We start from the raw sequence: 22,252 nt of genomic DNA, 5'->3' as shown, positions 1-22,252 counted from the left end.
GGAAAAGGCCCGGGACGCCGCGCCGGGAGCAGAAAGCCGTGAAGGCCTCCTTACCGGCGCTCAGAGCCGGTAAGGAGGCCTTCACGGCCCTGCGGGAGGGTCAGGAGCGGCCGAGGTCCTTGTTGATGAACTCGAAGAGCTCTTCGTCGGACGCGCCGTCGAAGACGCCCGCCGGGCTGTCCTCGACCTCTTCGTTCTCCCACTTGGCCAGCAGGGCCTGGACGCGGACCTTGACCTTGGCGCGGGTCAGCTCGTCCGTGGCGGCCGCCGACAGCACGGCCTCCAGCCGGTCCAGCTCGCCGAACACCGACGCGACGCCGTCCTCGCCGCCCAGCTCACGGCCCAGGTGCGCGGCCAGGTCCTGCGGGGTCGGGTAGTCGAACACCAGCGACGCGGCCAGCTTCAGCCCGGTCCCGGCGGTCAGCCGGTTGCGGAGCTCGACCGCCGTCAGCGAGTCGAAGCCCAGCTCGGTGAACGCCCGGTCCGGCGCGACCGCCGCCGTGCCGCGGTGCCCGAGCACCAGCGCGACGTCGGTGCGGACCAGCTCCAGCAGCGTCCGCCGCCGGCCGGCCTCGTCCAGCTCCGCGAGCTTGCCGCGCAGCTCGGCGCCCACATCAGCCGCCGCTGTCGCTTCGGCGACCTCCGACTCGAGGACCGCCCGCACCTCCGGCAGGTCCGCGATGAACGCGTTCGGCCGCAGCGCGGTGAAGCCGGGCGCGAACTTCGCCCAGTCGACGTCGGCCACCGTGACCACCGCCTCGCCGTGGTCGACGGCCTGGGTCAGCGCCGCGACGGCCAGGCCCGGGTCGAGCGCGGGAAGGCCGCGGCGACGCAGCTGCTCCTCGTGCTCGCCCTCGGCCGCCATCCCGCCGCCGCCCCACGGGCCCCACGCGATCGACGTCGCCGCCAAGCCGGCCGCTCGCCGCCGCTGCGCCAGGGCGTCGAGGGCCGCGTTCGCCGCCGCGTACCCGGACTGGCCGCTGCCACCCCAGGTCGCCGCGACCGACGAGAACAGCACGAACGCGTCCAGCTCGCCGAACAGCTCGTCCAGCGCGAGCGCGCCGGTCACCTTGGCGTCCACCACGGAGGCGAACTCCGCGACGCTGCTCGCCGCGATCGGCGTGCCCTGGCTGACGCCCGCGGCGTGCACGACCGCGCGCACCGGGGCGTCCAGCCCGCCGACCAGCGCGGCCAGCGCGTCCCGGTCCCCGACGTCGCACGCGGCGACGGTGACCTCGACGCCGGTCGCGACCAGCTCGGCGCGCAGCTCCTCGGCCCCCGGCGCGGCCGGGCCACGCCGGCTGACCAGCACCAGGTGCTCGGCGCCGTGCTCGGCCAGCCACCGCGCCATCCGGGCGCCGAGACCACCGGTACCACCGGTGACCAGCACCGTGCCGCGTGGCTGCCACGGCTCGGACGACGTCGTGGGCAACGGTGCCCGCGCCAGCCGCCGGGCGAAGACGCCGTCGGCCCGCACCGCGAGCTGGTCCTCCACGCCGTCCCCGGCGAGCACGCCCGCCAGCAGTTCGGCGACGCGGTCGTCCAGCACCGCGGGCAGGTCGATCAGGCCACCCCAGCGGTCCGGGTGTTCCAGGGCCGCGACCCGGCCCAGGCCCCAGACCTCGGCGCCGGCGATGTCGACGTGGTCGCCGTACACCGCGTCCCGCGTGATCGTCCACAAGGGAGCGTTGATGCCTGCCGTGCCGAGCGCCTGGATCAGCTCCAGGGTACCCGCGACGCCGGTGGCGACCATGCCGTGCTCCGCGTGCGGCCGGGTGTCCACGGCCAGCAGCGAAAGCACCCCGGCCAACGGGAGGCCGTCCTCGACGAGGTTCGCGGTGCCGCGCACCGTGCGCACCTCGGCGCCGTGCGTCCGCAGCGCCTCGACGACCTGGCCGCACCACGCGGCTTCCGTCTCGGGCAGGACGACCAGCCAGCCGCCGGTGAACAGCGGTGTCTCCGGTTCGGCTACCGCGGTCCACGACACCCGGTACCGCCAGTCGTCCAGTGTGGACAGTTCACGGCGTTGCCGCCGCCAGCCGGACAGCACCGGCAGGAGCGTGCCGAGCGACTCGCGGTCGACGCCCGCCGGGAGCGTCCCGGCCAGCTCGTCGACGTCCTCGCGCTCGACGGCCGCCCAGAACCGGTCCTCGGCGGCGTCCCGCGGCGCGGGTGCGGCCACCGGCTCCGGCCAGTAGCGCTCGCGCTGGAACGGATAGGTCGGCAGCGCAACCACCCGGCCCGGCGTGAACAGCGCCGCCCAGTCCACGGCGACGCCGTTGACGTGAGCCGCGGCCACCGCGGTGAGCAGAGCCTCCGCCTCGGGACGCCCGCGTCGCAGCGCCGGCACCACCACGGGCGTGCCGCCGTCGACCGCGGCGCAGTCCTGCGCCATCGCCGTCAGCACCCCGTCCGGGCCCAGTTCGACCACAGTGGACACTCCGGCGGCGAACACCGCGCGGATGCCGTCGGCGAACCGGACCGCCGCACGAACGTGGCGCACCCAGTAGTCCGCCGTGCGGAACTCGTCCGCGGTGACCGGCGCACCGGTCAACGTGGACACCAGCGGCACCGTCGGCTCGTGGTAGTCGAGCCGCTGCGCGATCGCGGCGAACTCGGCCAGCATCGGCTCCATCCGCGGCGAGTGGAACGCGTGGCTGACGGTCAGCCGCTTCGTCTTGCGCCCCAGCGCGGCGAGCCGCGCCGCGACCTCGGCCACCGGCTCCTCGTCGCCGGCGATGACCACCGCGGCCGGGCCGTTGACCGCCGCGATCCCGACGACGTCCTCGAAGCCCGCCAGCAGCGGCAGGACCTCCTCTTCGGACGCCTGGACCGCGACCATCGCGCCACCAGAGGGCAGCTCCTGCATCAGCCGGCCGCGCGCGGCGACCAGCTCGACGGCGTCGGCCAGGGTGAGCACCCCGGCGACGTGCGCCGCGGCCAGCTCGCCGATCGAGTGGCCGACCAGGACGTCCGGCCGGACGTCCCAGCTCGCCAGCAGCCGGAAGAGCGCCACCTCGAGGGCGAACAACGCGGGCTGCGTGTAGACCGTGCGATCGAGCAGGTCGTTCTCGGTGAACATGACCGTCTTGAGTGGACTGTCCAACCGGGAATCGAACGCGGCGCAGATCTCGTCGAGCGCCGCGGCGAACACCGGGTACGCGTCGTACAGCTCACGGCCCATGCCGGCCCGCTGGCTGCCCTGCCCGGAGAAGGCGAAGGCCAGTCCGCCCGCTCGTGCCGTCCCGCTGGTGACGCCCGCCGCCGGGCCGCCGGACGCGACCGCGTCCAGCCCGGCGAGCAGTTCGTCGCGGTCGCTCGCGAGCACCACGGCGCGGTGCTCGAAGACGGACCGGGTGGTGGCCAGCGCGTAGGCCAGCTCCGCCGGTTCGCCTTCGTGCTCGCGCAGCCTCGACGCCTGCGCGGCGAGCGCGGCGGCGTCGTGGCCGGAAAGCACGACCGGGATCACAGCCGGGCCCTGCACGTCCGGCAGGGCCACGGGTGCCGGGGCCTGCTCGATGACGACGTGCGCGTTGGTGCCGCTCACGCCGAACGAGGAGACGCCGGCCCGGCGCGGACGGCCGGTCTCCGGCCACTCGCGCGGCTCGGTCAGCAGCTCGATCGCGCCCGCCGTCCAGTCCACCTGGGACGACGGCGCGTCGACGTGCAGCGTCTTCGGGAGCGTCCCGTGCTGCATGGCCAGCACCATCTTCATCACCCCGGCCACCCCGGCCGCCGCCTGCGTGTGCCCGATGTTGGACTTCAGCGAGCCCAGCAGCAACGGCGTCTCCCGGTCCTGGCCGTAGGTCGCCAGCAGCGCCTGCGCCTCGATCGGGTCGCCCAGCTTCGTGCCGGTGCCATGCGCCTCGACTGCGTCGACGTCCGAAGTGGACAGACCGGCCGCGGCCAGGGCCTGGCGGATCACCCGCTGCTGCGAGGGACCGTTCGGCGCCGTCAGGCCGTTGGACGCGCCGTCCTGGTTGACCGCGCTGCCGCGGACCACCGCGAGGACCGGGTGCCCGTTGCGCTGGGCGTCGGAAAGCCGTTCCAGCACGAGCATTCCGGCGCCCTCACCCCAACCGGTGCCGTCGGCGGCCTCGGCGAAGGACTTGCAGCGGCCGTTCATCGCGAGCCCGCGTTGCCGCGAGAACTCGACGAACACGCCCGGCGTCGACGTGACGATCACGCCGCCGGCCAGCGCCAGCGAGCACTCACCGGCCCGCAGCGCCTGCGCCGCGAGGTGCAGCGCGACCAGCGAAGACGAGCACGCCGTGTCGATCGTGACCGCCGGACCCTCGAGCCCGAAGGTGTAGGACAGCCGGCCGGAGACGACGCTCGCCGCGGTGCCGGTGGCCAGGTAGCCCTCGGCTTCCTCGGTGTCGGCGAGCAGCGTGCCGTAGTCCTGGCCGCTGGTGCCGGCGAACACGCCGGTCCGGCTGCCGCGCACCGACCGCGGGTCGATCCCGGCCCGCTCGAACGCCTCCCAGGTGATCTCGAGCAGCAAGCGCTGCTGCGGGTCCATGGCCAGCGCTTCCCGCGGGCTGATCCCGAAGAACGCCGGGTCGAACTCCCCCGCATCGGCGAGGAAACCGCCTTCGCGGATGTAGCACGTGCCGCTGTGGTCGGGGTCCGGGTTGTAGAGCGCGGCCAGGTCCCAGCCGCGGTCCGTCGGGAACGGCGTGATCGCGTCCGTGCCTTCCGACACCAGCTGCCACAGTTCTTCCGGCGTCGTGACGCCGCCGGGGAAGCGGCAGCTCATCGCCACGATGGCGATCGGGTCGTCGTCGGTCGCCGCGGGGGTGATGACGTCGTCCGCCTCGTCGCCGCGCAGGTGCGCGGCGAGCACGGCCGGCGTCGGGTAGTCGAACACCAGCGTCGAGGGCAGCGTCTGCCCGGTCGCCGCGCCGACCCGCTTGGCCAGCTCGACCGCGGTCAGCGAGTCGAACCCGAGTTCGCGGAACGGCAGGTCCGGTTCGACCTCGGCGGCCGACCGGTAGCCGAGCACGGCTGCCACTTCGGCGCGGACGAGGTCGAGCAGGGCCCGGGTGTCGCGCCGCTCCTTACGGTCTACTGTGGACACTTCCGCCCGGCGGCGCGGGACGGTGACCAGGCCGCGCAGCATCGGCGGCACGTCACCCGTGATGCTCGCCCGCAGGGCCGGCAGATCCAGCTTGATCGGCACGAGCACGGCGTCGCTTGTGGACACCGCCGTGTCGAACAACGCCATGCCGTCCGCGACGGACAGGGCACCGATCCCGGCTTCGGTCATCCGCCGCAGGTCCGCGGCGGTGAGCCGGGCCGCCATGCTGCCGGCGCCGGACCACATGCCCCAGGCCAGCGACGTCCCGGGCCGCCCGGTGCTCCGGCGGCGCTGCATCAGCGCGTCGAGGAACACGTTCGCCGCGGCGTAGCTCGCCTGCCCGACCCCGCCGAGGATCCCGGCGGCCGAGGAGAAGACGACGAACGCCGTCAGCTCCCGGTCGGCGGTCAGCTCGTGCAGGTGCCAGGCCGCGTCCACCTTGGGCCGCAGCACGGTGGCGACACGCTCCGGCGTCAGCGACGCCAGCACGCCGTCGTCGAGGACGCCCGCGGTGTGCACCACGGCGGTGAGGTCGGCGATCCCGTCGAGCAGGGCCGCCGCCGCGGCGCGGTCGGCGACGTCGCAGGCCACGACGTCCACCTCGGCACCTGCGGCGACCAGCTCTTCGGCCAGTTCGGCCGCGCCCGGCGCGTCGGGCCCGCGGCGGCTGGTGAGGAGCAGCTTTCGCGCGCCCTGGGTCGTGACCAGGTGTTTCGCCAGCTCGGCGCCCAAGGCGCCGGTGCCGCCGGTGATCAGGACCGTGCCTTCGCCGAGCGTCTTCGCTTCTTCGGGGACGGTCGCTCGCACCAGTCGCGGTGCGAACAGTTCCCCGTCGCGGGCGACCACCTGCGGTTCCCCGGTGGCAACAGCAGCGGCCACCGCGTCGGTGTCGTCGGTGTCGACCAGGATGAAGCGGCCGGGCTGCTCGGACTGCGCCGAACGCACCAGGCCCCAGACGGCGGCACCCGCCAGGTCGGCACCGGCGTCCGGCCCGGCCGCACCCCGGGTCACGACGACCAGGTTCTCGCCGGTCTGCAGTTTCGCGAGCACGTCGCCGACGATCCGGTGGACGTCCTCCGGCGACTCGCCGGCGGGCACCCGGTAGACCTCCTTCGCCTCTCCGATCGGACCCGCTTGGACGGGCACCCAGTCGATGCGGAACAGCGAGTCGACGGTCTTGACGGACTCCGTCGGACGCAGCGTCACCGCGTCGGCGGTGACCACGGCCGTGCCTTCCGCGTCGACCGCGTGCAGCGAAACGGTGTCGTCACCCAGGTCGGTCAGGCGGACCCGCAGGTCACGGGCGCCCGAGGCGTGCAGCGCGAACCCGGACCAAGCGACCGGCGAGAGGCCGCCGAACGCCGCGTCGAGCAGCGCCGGGTGCAGGCCGAACCGTCCGGGCTCGACGCCTTCCGGCAGCGACACCTCGACGACGTCCTCGTCCGTCCACTCGGGAATCTTCGGCAGCACGACCGCGAGCACGCCCTCGGCGTGCCTTGTCCACGCGCCGCCGTCTTCCGGTCGCGAGTGGACGGTCACGGCCCGGCGGCCGGCGCCGTCCGGCTCACCGACCCACACCTGCAGCTGGAGCGCCCCGCGCTCGGGGAGCACGAGCGGCACGTCGATGGACAGCCGCTCGACCAGCCCGCAGCCCGCCTCGTCCGCGGCCCGCGAGACCAGCTCGGCGAACACCGAGCCCGGTGCCGCGCCGCCCAGGAGCTGCGTGGACAGACGCCCGGTGAGCAGGAACCCGTCACCGTCGGCCCGGGCCACCGCCGCGCGCAGCAGCGGGTGCCGGGTGGCGCCGAGGCCGGCGGCCGTGACGTCGCCGCCCGCGCTGGTCCGGAGCCAAAAGCGCTGCCGTTGGAACGGGTACGTCGGCAGCTCGACCCGGCGCCGGGCGGCGGTGCCGAACACCGCGGCCCAGTCCGGTTCGACGCCGTGGACGTGCGCGCCGAGGACCGCGGTCAGCAGCGCCTCGGGCTCGCCCCGGCCGGCTCGCATGGCCGGGACGAACTCGCCGTCGGCGCACGCCTGGCCCATGGCCGACAGCACGCCGTCCGGCCCCAGCTCGACGAACACCGAGACACCGCTCGCGGCGAGCGTCCGGACGCCGTCGGCGAATCGCACCGTCTCACGCACGTGCCGCACCCAGTAGTCCGCGTCGAACCGCGTCACCAGCTCGCCGGTGACATTTGAAACGATCGGTATAACCGACTGACCGTATGACAGAGACTCAGCTATACCGCGGAACTCCGCCAGCATCGGATCCATCAGGGGCGAGTGGAACGCGTGGCTGACCGTGAGCCGCTTGGTCTTCCGGCCCAGCTCGGCGAACTGCGCGGTGATCGCGAGGACGGCGTCCTCGTCACCTGAGATGACCGTCGAGTCCGGGCTGTTCAGCGCGGCGATGGTCACACGGTCAGACAGATATACCGAAACTTCCGCCTCGGTCGCCTGGATCGCCACCATTGCGCCACCCTCGGGAAGCGCCTGCATGAGACGACCGCGTGCGGCGACCAGCGTCACCGCGTCCGCCAGCGAGAGCACCTCGGCGACGTGCGCCGCGGCCAGCTCCCCGATCGAGTGCCCGGCCAGGAAGTCCGGCTGGAACCCGAAGTGCTCGAAGAGCCGGAACAGTGCCACTTCCAGGGCGAACAGGGCCGCCTGGGTGTAGCCGGTCCGGTCCAGCGGCTCGCCGTCCTCGAACAGGACCGTCCGCAACGGTCGGTCGAGGTGCGCGTCGAACTCGGCGCACACCGCGTCCAGCGCGTCGGCGAAGACCGGGAACGCGTCGTACAGCTCGCGGCCCATGCCGGTCCGCTGGCTGCCCTGGCCGGTGAAGAGGAAGGCCAGCTGTCCCCGGTCGCGGGCGACCCCGCGCAACACGCCGGGTGCAGTGAGGTCCTCGGCCAGCGCGGTCAGCGCCGTCCGCAGGTCGTCGTGGTCGGTGGCCAGCAGGGCCGCGCGGTGGTCGAGCGCGGACCGGGTCGTGGCCAGGGCGTACCCGAAGGCGTCCAGGTCCGGTGTGTCCGATGTGGCCAGTGAAGCCGCTTGGGCCCGCAGCGCGGCGGCCGTCCGTCCGGAAAGGACGATCGGCACCGGCAGCGGCGACTCGACCACGTCGGCCGGTTCCTCGGCGGGAACGGCTTCGATGATCGCGTGCGCGTTGGTGCCGGAGACGCCGAACGCGGACACCCCGGCCCGGCGTGGTGCGCCGGTCTCGGGCCACGGCTGGGCCGTGGTCAGCAGCTCGACCGCGCCGGCCGACCAGTCGACCTGTGTCGACGGCTCGTCGACGTGCAGGCTGGCCGGCAGCACACCGTGCCGCATGGCCTGGACCATCTTGATCACACCTGCGACACCGGCCGCGGACTGCGTGTGCCCGATGTTGGACTTCAGCGAACCCAGCCACAGCGGCTCGGACCGGTCGCGGCCGTAGGTCGCCAGCAGCGCCTGCGCCTCGATCGGGTCGCCGAGCCGGGTGCCGGTGCCGTGCGCCTCCACGACGTCGACGTCCGAAGTGGACAGTCCGGCGTTGGCCAGCGCCTGGCGGATCACCTTCTGCTGCGCGGGACCGTTGGGGGCGCTGAGGCCGTTGGACGCGCCGTCGGAGTTCACCGCGGAGCCCCGCACGACCGCCAGGACCTGGTGGCCGTGGCGCCGGGCGTCCGACAGCCGTTCCAGCAGGACCAGGCCGACACCCTCGGACCAGCCGGTGCCGTCCGCCGCCTCGGCGAAGGGCTTGCACCGGCCGTCGGCGGCCAGGCCGCGCTGCCGGGCGAACTCGACGAACCCGCCCGGGTCGGCCATGACGGCGACGCCGCCGGCCAGCGCCATCGAGCACTCGCCCGACCGCAGCGCCTGCGCCGCCCAGTGCAACGCGACCAGCGACGACGAGCACGCGGTGTCGAGCGTGACCGCCGAACCCTCGAGCCCGTAGGAGTAGGCCAGCCGTCCGGAAAGGACACTGCCGACGTTGCCGGTCAGCATGTGACCCTCGACGCCATCGGGCAGCTCACCGGCGCCCGCGCCGTACCCGGAGGCCGCCGCGCCGAGGAACACCCCGGTCCGGGTGCCGCGCAGGGTCCGCACGTCGATGCCGGCGCGCTCGAAGACCTCCCACGACGTCTCCAGCAGCAGCCGCTGCTGCGGGTCCATGGCGAGGGCCTCGCGCGGGCTGATCCCGAACAGGCCCGGGTCGAACTCGCCGGCGTCGTGCAGGAAACCGCCTTCCTTGGTGTAGGTCGTGCCCGCGTGCTCCGGGTCCGGGTGGTAGAGCGAGTCCAGGTCCCAGCCGCGGTCGGCCGGGAACGGCCCGATCGCGTCGTCACCGGCCGCGACCAGCTGCCAGAGGTCTTCGGGCGAGCGGACGCCGCCGGGGAACCGGCAGCCCATCGCGACGATCGCGATCGGCTCGTCGGACCCGGTCGTGACGACCGCGGTCGTTGCTTCCGGCTCGGCGCCGAGCAGCTCGCCCAGCAGGAACGTGGTCAGGTCGAGGGGGGTCGGGTAGTCGAACACGAGGGTCGCGGGCAGCTTGAGCCCGGTGGCCGTGACCAGCCGGGTGCGAACCTCGACCGCCGTCACCGAGTCGAAGCCCAGCTCGCGGAACGCCCGGGCGGGCGGCACGGCGTCGGTGCCCGTGTGACCCAGCACCGCGGCCGCTTCGGCTCGGACCAGGTCGAGCAGCACGCGCTTGCGTTCGGCCGCGGGCAGTTCGGCGAGCCGTCCAGCCAGTCCGCTGTGGACTGTCGCTGTCGTTTCGACGTCCAAAGCGGACACTTCAGGCAGATCGGCGATCAGCGGACGCGCTCGCAGCGCGGTGAACGCGGGCGCGAACTTCGCCCAGTCCACATCGGCCACCGCGAGGAACGTCTCGTCCGCGTCGAGGGCCTGCTGCAGCACCGAGATCGCCAGCTCCGGCGCCATCGGCCGCAGCCCGCGCCGGCGCATCTGCTCGCCGGCCTCGCCTTCGGCCATGCCGCCTTCGGCCCACGCGCCCCACGCCACCGAGGTGGCCTTGGCTCCGCGGGCGCGGCGCTGCTCGGCGAAGGCGTCGAGGAAGGCGTTGGCCGCGGCGTACGCGCCCTGGCCACCGCCGCCCCAGACCCCGGCGTTGGAGGAGAAGAGCACAAACGCGTCCAGCTCTGTGTCCGCGAGCGCCCGGTCCAGGTTGACCGCGCCCGCGACCTTCGCGGCCGCGTTGACCGCGAGGTCGGCGGGCCCGGTCTCGGCCAGCGGCGGCGAGACCCCGACACCCGCGGCGTGCAGCACCGCGGTGAACCGGTGCTCGGCGGTGAGGCGCCGCACCGCCTCGAAGTCGGCGACGTCACACGGGTCGACGGTGACCCGGGCGCCGAGCCCGGTCAGCTCCTCGACCAGCTCTTGTGCGCCAGGCGAGTCGAGACCGCGGCGGCTGGTGAGCACCAGGTGCTCGGCGCCGTGCCGGGCCAGCCAGCGCGCGATCTGCGCACCGACCGCGCCGGTGCCGCCGGTGACGAGCACCGTGCCACGCGGGGTCCAGCCGGTGATCGCCGGTCGCTCGGCCAGCGGGGCGCGCACCAGGCGGCGGGCGAAGACGCCGGACGGGCGCACCGCCAGCTGGTCCTCGGCTGTGTGGCCGGCGAGCACCGCGGCCACCCGCGTTTGGGCGCGCGGGTCGAGGTTTTCGGGCAGGTCGAGCAGGCCACCCCAGCGTTCGGGGTGCTCCAGCCCGGCGACCCGGCCGAGGCCCCAGACCTGCGCCTGGACGGCCGAGGTCAGCCGGTCGGACCGGCTTGCGGAGACGGCGCCGCGGGTGGCGAGCCAGAGCGGAGCCGCGACGCCGTCCAGCGCGCGGATCAGTGCGGCGGTCAGCGCGAGCCCGGCCGGGACGACGGGGTGCCCGGGGTCGGGCCGCTCGTCGAGGGCCAGCAGGGACAGCACACCGCGGAACTGCAGCGGCTCAACACCGGCGCCTGACTCGGCACCGTCGGCGGCCGAGTCGCCCTCCGAACTGCTGTCAGCGATCAGCTCACCCAAGGCAGCCGGGGTGCCCGGCCGAGCACCGTGGGCAGCCAACAGCGCCGCCAGTTGCTCGGCCGACGTGCCCGGTTCCACCGGGACCACGTACGGCTGAGCGCCGTGGGTGGTCAGCAGTGCGGTGACCGCCTCGATCTCGGCGTGCGCGCCGGCCGGGACCGGCACCAGCCAGTCGCCGTCCAGGTTCGCGGCCTCGAAGTCCAAAGCAGTCCACGCGATCCGGTACCGCCACTTGTCCACAGTGGACTTGTCGCGGCGGTTGCGTCGCCAAGTCGACAACACGGGCAGTGCGGCCCGCAGTGTCTCCTCGTCGGTGCCGTCGATCTCCAACGCGGCCGCGACGGCGGCCGGGTCGTCGCTGTCGACGGCGTCCCAGAAGGTGCTGTCGGCGAATCCGTCGCCCGTGGTGACCGTGTCGGCGAGTTCCGGCCAGAAGCGGCTGCGCTGGAAGGCGTAGGTCGGCAGGTCGATCCGCCGGCCTCCGCTGAACACGGTGTCCCACGCCACTCGCGCGCCGCCCGTGTGGGCCTGGGCCAGCGAGGTGAGCACCCGGGTGAAGCCGCCCTGGTCTCGGCGCAGGGTGCCGGTGACCGTCGCAGGCACACCCGCGTCTTCGAGGATGTCCTGCAGGCCGGTGGCGACCACCGGGTGCGGGCTGACCTCGACGAACACGTCGTGGCCGTGGCCGGCCAGGGCCTCGATCGCGTCGGTGAAGCGCACCGTCTGGCGCAGGTTCCGGTACCAGTAACCGGCGTCGAGGCCGGAATCGATCAGTGAGCCGGTCACCGTGGAGTAGAACGGGATCTCCGCCGGGCGCGGGCGCACCGGGGCGAGCACCTCCAGGAGTTCCGTCTCCAGGGACGCGACGTGCGCCGAGTGGGACGCGTAGTCCACCGGGATCCGCTTGGCCCGGATCTCCTGCTCCTCGCAGCGGGCGAGGAACTCGTCCAAGGCGTCGGCGTCGCCCGAGACCACGGTCGCCCGCGGCCCGTTGACGACGGCGATCGAGATCCGGTCGCCCCACGGTTCGATGGCCGCCGTGACCTCGGCCGGCGGGAGCGGCACGGAGACCATGCCACCGCGTCCGGCCAGTGCGAGGATCGCCTTGCTGCGCAACGCGACCACCAGCGCACCGTCCTCAAGAGACAGTGCACCCGCGACGACCGCCGCCGCGATCTCGCCTTGCGAGTGGCCTACCACGGCGGCCGGTTCGACGCCGTGGTGGCGCCAGACCGCGGCCAGCGAGACCATCATCGCCCACAGCGCGGGCTGGACGACGTCGACGCGTTCGAGGGGTTCCGCCGCGCGCAGGACGTCGAGCAGCGACCAGTCGACGAACGGGGCCAGTGCCTCGGCGCAGTCGGCCATCCGCGCGGCGAAGACCGGCGAGGTCTCCAGCAGCTCGACGGCCATCCCCGGCCACTGCGAACCCTGGCCGGGGAAGACGAACGCGACCTTCCCGGTGCCCGCCAGGCCGTGGACGGCGTTGGCGGGCTCCCCCGCGGCCAGCGCGGCGAGACCTGTACGGGCCTCCTCGGCGTCCCGCGCGAGCAGGACGCTGCGGTGCTCCATCCGGTGGCGGCACTGAATCAGCGAAAGTGCCACGTCGGTCATGCGCGGCGGGTCCACCTCGAACAGTTCCAGCAGACGACCCGCCTGGGCGCGGACGCTGTCGGCGGTCTTCGCCGAGAGCACCAGCGGGGCGAGGACGTCCTCACCCGGGGGAACCTCGGCAGCGGCAGGGGCCTGCTCGATGATCGTGTGCGCGTTGGTGCCGCTGAACCCGAACGACGACACCGCCGCGCGGCGCGGCCGATCCACCGACGGCCAGGGCCGGGCCTCGGTGAGCAGTTCCACCGCGCCCGCGGTCCAGTCGATGTGCCCCGACGGCTCGGAGACGTGCAGTGTCTTCGGCAGCGTGCCGTGCCGCATCGCCATGACCATCTTGATGATGCCGCCGACGCCGGCCGCGGCCTGGCTGTGGCCGAGGTTCGACTTCAGCGAGCCGAGCCACAGCGGGTCACCGGTGCGCTCGGCGCCGTACGTGGCCAGCAGTGCCTGTGCTTCGATCGGGTCGCCGAGTGACGTCCCGGTGCCGTGCGCCTCGACGACGTCGACGTCCGAAGTGGACAGACCGGCGTCGGCGAGGGCCTGGCGGATCACGCGTTGCTGCGACGGGCCGTTCGGCGCCGTCAAGCCGTTGGACGCGCCGTCCTGGTTGATCGCGGTGCCGCGCACGACGGCGAGCACGGGGTGCCCGTTGCGCTGGGCGTCGGAGAGACGCTCCAGCAGGATCATGCCGGCGCCTTCGGCCCAGCCGGTGCCGTCGGCGTCCGCGGAGAACGCCTTGCAGCGGCCGTCCGGCGAAAGCCCGCGCTGCTTGCTGAACTCGATGAACGCGGCGGGCGTCGACATCACCGTGACGCCGCCGGCCAGGGCCATCGTGCACTCGCCGTTGCGCAGGGCCTGCGCCGCGAGGTGCAGCGCCACCAGCGAAGACGAGCACGCGGTGTCCACCGTGACCGCCGGGCCCTCGAGTCCGAAGTGGTAGGACAGGCGCCCGGTGACGACGCTGCCCGAGTTGCCGGTGCCGAGGTGCCCGGCGACGTCGTCCTTCGAACGTTCGAGGAGGCTGACGTAGTCGTGGTACATCAGGCCGGCGAATACGCCGGTCCGGCTGCCGCGAATTGACTCCGCCGGGATCCCGGCCCGTTCGAAGACCTCCCACGACGTCTCCAGCAGCATCCGCTGCTGCGGGTCCATGGCCAGGGCTTCACGCGGGCTGATCCCGAAGAACTCGGGGTCGAACTCGGTGACGTCACGCAGGAATCCGCCGTGGCGGGTGTAGCTCGTGCCCGGGCGTGTGGAGTCGGGGTCGTACAGCGCGTCGAGGTCCCAGCCGCGATCCGCGGGCATCGGGCCGATCGCGTCCTGTTCGGACTCGACCAGTGCCCACAGCTGCTCGGGACTGGTGATACCGCCCGGGAACCGGCAGCTCATCGCCACGATGGCGATCGGCTCGTCGTCCCTTGTGGTCACTTCCGCGACGGCCTGCTCTTCGGTACCGAACAGGCGTCCGACGATCTCTTCGGCCAGCGCCGACGGCGTCGGGTGGTCGAAGATCAGCGTCGCGGGCAGCCGCAGCCCGGTGGCCGCGTTGAGCCGGTTGCGCAGCTCGATCGCGGTCAGCGAGTCGAAGCCCAGCTCGGTGAACGCCCTGGTCGCGCCGACGGCGGCGGCCGAGGCGAACCCGAGCACCATCGCGACCTCGTCGCGGACCAGGTCGAGGATCCCGTCCTGACTCAGCCGCGAGCCGGTCACGGCGACCGCGGTCCGCCGGAGCGGGGCGGTCACCAGGCCGCGCAGCAGCGGCGGCACCTGGCCGGACGCCCGCACGGCGGCGAGGTCCAGCCGGATCGGCACCAGCACGGCGTCCTCCGTGGACAGACCGGCGCCGAACAGCGCGAGACCGTCCTCGGTGGACAGTGCCGCGACACCCGCGCCGGCGAGCCGGCCCAGGTCCGTGTCGCCCAAGTGCCCGGCCATGCTCGTGCCGGTCGCCCACAGGCCCCACGCGAGCGACGTCGCGGGCAGCCCGGCCGCTCGGCGCTGGGTGGCCAGTGCGTCGAGGAAAGCGTTTGCGGCGGCGTAGTTGCCCTGCCCCGCGCCGCCGAACACGCCGGCCGCGGAGGAGAACAGGACAAACGCGTCGAGGTCGGCAGTCAGCTCGTGGAGGTTCCACGCGGCGTCGACCTTCGGCCGCAGCACCCCGTCGAGACGCTCGGGCGTCAGCGACGACAGCACTCCGTCGTCGAGGACGCCGGCCGCGTGCACCACGGCCTTGAGGTCGGTGATCCCGGCCAGCAGCGCGGCCAGGGCGTCGCGGTCGGCCGCGTCGCAGGCCACGACGTCGACCTCGGCACCGGCGCTGACCAGGGCGTTCCGCAACTCCGAGGCACCTGGGGCGTCCGGACCACGACGGCTGGTCAGCACCAACCGGCGCACGCCGCACTCGGTGACCAGGTAGTCGGCCACGGCGGCGCCGAGCGCGCCGGTGCCGCCGGTGAGCAGGACCGTGCCGTCGGTGGTGAACGCCGGTGCGGACACCGTCGCCCGGGCCAGCCGCGGCGCGTACAGCTTGCCGTCGCGGACCGTCACCTCGGGCTCGCCGGACGTCAGCGCGGCCCGCAGGTCCTCGGGTCCGGCTTCGACGTCCAGGCTGACCAGCGCGAACCGGTCCGGGTGCTCGGTACGGGCCGAGCGGACCAGGCCGTGTACCGCGGCCGCGGCGAGGCTGTCGCCCCGCGTGACGACCGCGAGCCGCGCGTCTTCCGGCTTGGTCAGCCAGTCCTGCAGGACGGCCAGGACGCGGTGGGTGGCCGCACGGACGTCATCCGGCGTGTCGCCGGTGCCGGCCTGGTCGTACACCTCCCAGTCTGCCGTGGACTGTCCACCCGGGACTTCTACCTGGTGGTCGATCCGGAACAGCGATTCGGGCCGCTTCGCGAGGTCCTCCATCGCCATCGGGCGCAGCACCAGCGACTCGGCCGACACCACGACCGCGCCGGACTCGTCGGCGGCAGTCAGGGACACCGCTTCCGGGCCGGCCTTCGCCAGCCGGACCCGCAGCGTGCGGGCCCCTTCGGCGTGCAGGCCGACACCCGCCCACGAGAACGGCAGGCGCGCCCGGTCGTCGTCGAGCAGGTCACCCAGGCCGACCGCGTGCAGGGCCGCGTCGAGCAGCGCCGGGTGCACACCGAAGCCGGCCACCTCGACGTCCTCGGGCAGGCTGACCTCGGCGAACACCTCGCCGTCACGGCGCCAAGCCGCGGTCAGGCCCTGGAACGCCGGGCCGTAGCCGAAGCCGGCGGCGGCCAGGTCGTCGTACCGCGAGCCGACCTCGACCGACTGAGCGGCGGGGGGCCACTCGGCGAGCGTCTCGGGGACCTCGGGGGCGTCGGCGGCGATAAGGCCACCGACGTTGCGGGTCCACGGCAGGTCGGCCGCGTCCTCGGCCCGCGAGTACAGCGTCAGCTCGCGACGCCCGGCCGCGTCCGCCGCGCCGGCCCACAGCTGGATCTGCACCGCGCCGCGTTCTGGGAGCACCAGCGGAGCCTCGATGGTCAACTCCTCGACCTGGCGGCATCCGGCGAGGTCGGCCGCGCGGACCGCGAGCTCGACGAACGCCGTGCCCGGCACGAGGATCGCGCCGCCCACCGCGTGCTCGGCCAGCCACGGGTGAGTCTGCGTGGACAGCCGGCCGGTGAGCAGGAACCCGTCACCGTCGGCGCGGCTCACGGCCGCGCCGAGCAGCGGGTGCTCCGCCGCGCCCAGGCCGAGACCGGTGGCGTCGCCCGTGGCGTTGCCCGGCCGCGGCCAGTACCGCACGCGCTGGAACGGGTAGGTCGGCAGGTCGACCTGCGCGGCCACCGGGTACAGGGCCGTCCAGTCGACGGTCGTGCCGTGGACGTGGGCCTCGGCCAGCGCCGTGACCAGGGTGTCCGGCTCAGGACGGCCCTTGCGCAGCGCGGGCGCGAAGGTCGCGTCCGGCAGGATCTCGCGGCCGAGCGCGGACAGCACGCCGTCCGGGCCCAGCTCGACGAACGTCGTGACACCGGCGGCTTCCAGGGTCCGGATCGCGTCGGTGAACCGGACGGTGTTGCGGACCTGGGCGACCCAGTAGTCCGGCGTCGTCGGCTCGGTCGTCCCGCCGGTGGTGACGAGCGGGATGCGCGGTTCGTGGTAGGTCACCGTCTCGGCGACGGCGCGGAAGTCGTCCAGCATCGCGTCCATGTGGGGCGAGTGGAACGCGTGGCTCACCGTGAGCCGCTTGGTCTTGCGGTCCTTGAACTGTTCCGCGACGGCCAGTACGGCATCTTCGTCGCCGGAGACCACAGTGGACTCGTCGCCGTTGAGTGCGGCGATGCTCACCCGGTCCGACAGGTGTGGCGTGATCTCGGCTTCGGTCGCCTGGATCGCGACCATCACCCCGCCGGCCGGGAGTGCCTGCATGAGGCGGCCCCGCGCGGAGACCAGCCGCACCGCGTCGGCCAGGGAGAACACCCCAGCTGCGTGGGCGGCGGCCAGCTCGCCGATCGAGTGGCCGGCCAGCGAGCCGGGCGTGACGCCGAAGCTCTCGAAGAGCCGGAACAACGCCACTTCCAGGGCGAACAGGTTCGCCTGGGCGTACTGCGTCTCGTCGACGTCACCGCCGTCGAGGTCGAAGTCGAACTCGGCCCGCACCGCGTCGAACGCCGCGGCGAACACCGGGAACGCCTGGTACAGCTCGCGGCCCATGCCGGCCCGCTGGCTGCCCTGACCGGTGAAGAGGAACGCCGTACCGCCGTCGGTGGCTTCACCGGTGATGGCGCCCGAGAGCCCCGCCAGACCGGCCGGGTCGAGGACGACCGCGCGGTGCTCGAACAGCGAGCGCCGGGTGACGAGCGCCGAACCCAGTTCGGCGGCGTCCACTGTGGTCAGCGCTGTGCGCAGCCGTTCGGCCTGTTCCCGCAAAGCTTCCGGCGTCCGCGCCGAGAAGACCAGCGGGGTGACGACCGGGGTCTCGACCGTCAGCGGGGCGCTTTCCGGGGCCTGCTCGATGATCACGTGGGCGTTGGTGCCACTGAACCCGAACGACGACACGCCCGCCCGGCGGGTCCGGCCGGTGACCGGCCACTCCCGCGTCTCGGTCAGCAGCTCGACCGCGCCGGACGCCCAGTCGACGTGCGGCGACGGCTCGGAGACGTGCAGCGTCTTCGGCAGGACGCCGTTGCGCAGTGCCTGCACCATCTTGATCACGCCGCCGACACCCGCGGCCGCCTGGCTGTGCCCGATGTTGGACTTGAGCGAGCCCAGCCACAGCGGGTCACCCGCACGCTCGACGCCGTAGGTCGCCAGCAGGGCCTGTGCCTCGATCGGGTCGCCCAGCGACGTGCCCGTTCCGTGCGCCTCGACGGCGTCGACGTCCGAAGTGGACAAACCAGCGTCGGCGAGGGCTTGACGGATCACGCGTTGCTGCGACGGGCCGTTCGGCGCGGTCAGGCCATTCGACGCGCCGTCCTGGTTGATCGCGCTACCGCGGACGACCGCCAGCACCGGGTGGCCGTTGCGCTGGGCGTCGGAGAGACGCTCCAGCAGGATCATGCCCGCGCCCTCGGACCAGCCCGTGCCGTCGGCGTCCGCGGAGAACGCCTTGCAGCGACCGTCGGCCGAAAGTCCGCGCTGGCGCGAGAATTCCAGGAACGCGCCCGGCGTGGCCATCACCGTGGCACCGCCCGCGAGGGCCATCGTGCACTCGCCGTGACGCAGTGCCTGGACCGCCCAGTGCAGGGCGACCAGCGACGACGAGCACGCGGTGTCGATGGTCACCGCCGGGCCCTCGAGCCCGAAGGTGTAGGACACGCGGCCGGAGGCGACGCTGCCCGCGTTGCCGGTGCCGAGGTGGCCGACGTAGTCCTCCGGCGCGGCCTCGAGGAGGTTGGCGTAGTCGTGGTACATGATCCCGGCGAACACGCCGGTCCGGCTGCCCCGCAACGCTTCCGGCGCGATGCCGGCCCGTTCGATGGCCTCCCACGACGTCTCCAGCAGCAACCGGTGCTGCGGGTCCATCGTCACCGCTTCACGCGGCGAGATGCCGAAGAACTCGGGGTCGAAGTTCGCCGCGTCGCGCAGGAACCCGCCCTCGCGGGCGTAGCTCGTGCCGACGTGGTCGGGGTCCGGGTGGTACAGCCCTTCGACGTCCCAGCCGCGGTCGGCGGGGAACGGCGTCATGCCGTCCACTCCCCCGGCGACCAGGTCCCACAGCTCTTCCGGAGTCGTGACGCCGCCGGGGAACCGGCAGCTCATCGCGACGATCGCGATCGGCTCGTCAACGGCCAGCACGGTGTTGACCTCGGCCGGACCGTCCACTCCGAACAGTTCGTCCGCGAGGTACGCGGCGAGCGCGTCCGGGGTCGGGTAGTCGAAGATCAGGGTGGCAGGCAGCCGCAGGCCGGTCGCGGTGTGCAGCTTGTTGCGCAGCTCGATCGCGGTCAGCGAGTCGAAGCCCAGCTCGGTGAACGTCCGGGCCGCGCCGACCGCGTCCGCCGAGGCGAACGCGAGCACCTGCGCGACCTCGGTGCGGACCAGGTCGACAAGCGCCCGTTCGCGCTCGGCCGTGTCAAAGGCACCGAGGCGTTGCTCCAGCGACGCGGTGACGGTCGAGACCGCCGCCCGCCGCTTCGACGCGGGCACCAGCCCTCGCAGCAACGACGGCACTGCGCCTCGGGCCCGGACCGCGGCCAGGTCCAGCCGCACCGGCACCAGCACGGCGTCCCCTGTGGACAGTGCCGCTTCGAACAGCGTCAGACCGTCCTCGGTGGACAGTGCGCCAATGCCGGCGGCGGACATCCGCCGCAGGTCGGCCTCGGCCAGGTCGGCCGCCATGCTGTCGGCGCCGGCCCACAGGCCCCACGCGAGTGAGGTCGCGGCCTGCCCGGCGGCGTGCCGGCGGTGCGCCAGCGCGTCCAGGTAGGCGTTCGCAGCCGAGTAGCTCCCCTGGCCCGCGCCGCCGAACACCCCGGAGGCCGAGGAGAACAGCACGAACAGGGAGACGTCGCCGACCAGCTCGTGGAGGTTCCACGCGGCGTCGACCTTCGGCCGCAGCACGGCGTCGACGCGCTCGGGGGTGAGCGACGCCAGCACGCCGTCGTCAAGAACCCCGGCCGCGTGCACCACGCCGGTCACGGGGTGCTCGGCCAGCAGCGCGGCCAGGGCGTCCCGGTCCGCGACGTCGCAGGCCGCGACGGTCACGTCCGCGCCCAGTTCGGTCAGCTCGGCGGTCAGGTCGGAGAGGGAGTCCGCGGTGGCGGACCGGCTGACCAGCAGCAGGTGCCGCGCGCCGCGTTCGGCGAGCCGGCGGGCGAAGACCGCGCCGAGCGCGCCCGTCGCGCCGGTGACCAGCACCGTTCCGTCGAACGTCGCGGGCTCGTGGTCCGCGACGGCGGCCCGCGCCAGCCGCGGCGCGAGCACTGCTCCGCCGCGAACGGCGAGTTGCGGTTCGCCGGAGGTGAGGATCCCCGGCAGTTCGGCCAGGTCGGCCGTAGTGTCGAGGTCGATCAGCGTGAACCGGCCGGGCTGTTCGGCCTGGGCCGCGCGGACCAGGCCCCAGACCGCGGCACCGGCGAGGTCCGGCACGTCGCCGTCCAGCACTGCGGCCGCGCCGCGGGTGACGACGGCCAGCCGGCTGTCCGGATCGGACTGCTGGAGCGCGTCGAGCACGAGGTGGACCGCCGCGCGGACCTCGTCCGGCGTCTCACCTTGCGGCACCAGCAGAACCGGGGTGTCCGAGTCGGACTCGGCCGGCACGGCGACGGTCGTCCAGTCCACTGTGTACAGCGACTGGCGGACGACGTCGTCTGCCGGGAGGCCCGAAACCGGGCGCAGGGAAAGCGCTTCGACCGACAGCACCGGCTCACCGGCGGTGTCGGCGGCGTGCACGGACACCGCGTCGGTGCCCGCGGCCGCCAGGCGGACCCGCAGGATGCGGGCGCCGGTGGCGTGCAGCTCGATGCCGGTCCAGCTGAACGGCAGCCGCGCCGTCCCGGTGTCCTCGACGAACGCGCCGAGCCCGACCCCGTGCAGGGCCGCGTCGAACAGCGCCGGGTGCAGGCCGAACCCGGTGACGTCGGCGTCTTCCGGCAGCGTGACCTCGGCGAACACCTCGCCGTCCCGTCGCCAGGCCGTGGTCAGGCCCTGGAAGACCGGGCCGTAGCCGAGCCCGCCGGCCAGCAGGCCTTCGTAGAGCGCGGAGACGTCGACCGGTTCGGCACCGGACGGCGGCCACTCGGCCGCGAACGGCGTCGCCGCCTCGGTGCCGGGGGCCAGCTCACCAGTGGCGTGGCGCACCCAGGGTGCGTCGCCGGTGCGGGAGTGCACGACGAGCGAACGGTGGCCCGACTCGTCTTCGGCACCGAGCGAGACCTGCACGACAACGCCGTCGGCCGGGACGACCAGCGGTGCCTCGAGGACGAGTTCCTCGACGCGGTCGCATCCGGCCGGCTCGCCGGCGTGCAGCGCCAGGTCGGCGAAGGCCGTCCCGGGCAGCACGACGACGTCGCGCACGGTGTGCTCGGCCAGCCACGGGTGGGTCTTGAGCGAGAGCCGCCCGGTGAGCAGGAACCCGCCGTCATCGGCGCGGGCGACGGCCGCACCCAGCAGCGGGTGGTCCGCCGCGCCGAGGCCGGCCGCGGTCAGGTCACCGGTGCGGGTGCCCGGCTTCGGCCAGTACAGCTCGCGCTGGAAGGCGTAGGTCGGCAGGTCGACGTGCTGCCTAGCACCGCCGAGGACGGCGGTCCAGTCGACGTCGGCGCCGCGGGCGTGGGCCGTCCCGAGCGCGGTGACCGCGGTGAGTGCCTCCGGCCGGCCCTTGCGCAGGGCCGGGACGAAGGTCGCGTCGGGGACGATCTCCTGGCCGAGCGCGGACAGCACGCCGTCCGGGCCCAACTCGACGAACGTCGTGACGCCCTGCGCCGCGGCCGTGCGGACGCCGTCGAGGAAGCGCACGGCTTCCCGGACGTGGCGCACCCAGTAGTCCGCGTCGAACGCCGTCACCAGCTCGCCGGTGACGTTCGAGACGATCGGGATAACCGTCTCACCGTACGACAGCGACTCGGCTATACCGCGGAACTCGTCGAGCATCGGGTCCATCAGTGGCGAGTGGAACGCGTGGCTCACCTTGAGCCGCTTGGTCTTGCGGCCCTTGAACTTCCGGGCGACCGCCCGCACCGCCTTCTCGACGCCGGAGATCACGGTCGAGTCCGGGCCGTTGAGCGCGGCGATGCTCACCGCGTCCGAGAGGTGTGGCGTGATCTCGTCCTCGGTGGCCTGGATCGCCACCATCGCGCCGCCTTCCGGCAGCGCCTGCATGAGCCGGCCGCGCGCCGACACCAGCGTCACCGCGTCGGTCTGGGACAGGACGCCCGCGACGTGCGCGGCCGCCAGCTCGCCGATCGAGTGGCCGACCAGCACGTCCGGGCGCAGGCCCCACGACTCGTAGAGCCGGAACAGCGCGACTTCCAGGGCGAACAGGGTCGCCTGGGTGTACTGCGTCCGGTCGATCTCCGTGCTGTCGAGGTCCAGGTCGAACTCCGCGCGGATCGCGTCAAAGGC

The 22,252-nt window shown here is 73.7% G+C and carries 1 protein-coding gene (running past one end of the window); it reads right to left on the bottom strand.

Features of this window, described 5'->3' with window-relative positions; genetic code table 11:
- Window positions 1-100: 100 nt before the first annotated feature.
- A protein-coding gene (locus tag OG439_RS04170) for a type I polyketide synthase (RefSeq protein ID WP_326947989.1) crosses the window boundary here: on the bottom strand, window positions 101-22,252 show its final stretch. 25,128 nt of this gene lie beyond the right edge of the window; only the last 22,152 of its 47,280 coding nucleotides appear in the window; the start codon falls outside the window, past its right edge; it ends in the stop codon at window positions 101-103.

This window comes from Amycolatopsis sp. NBC_01307 (assembly GCF_035975215.1).
GTDB lineage: Bacteria > Actinomycetota > Actinomycetes > Mycobacteriales > Pseudonocardiaceae > Amycolatopsis.
The sequence above is the reverse complement of the archived record's forward strand: the minus strand, read 5'-3'. Positions and strand labels throughout refer to the sequence as shown.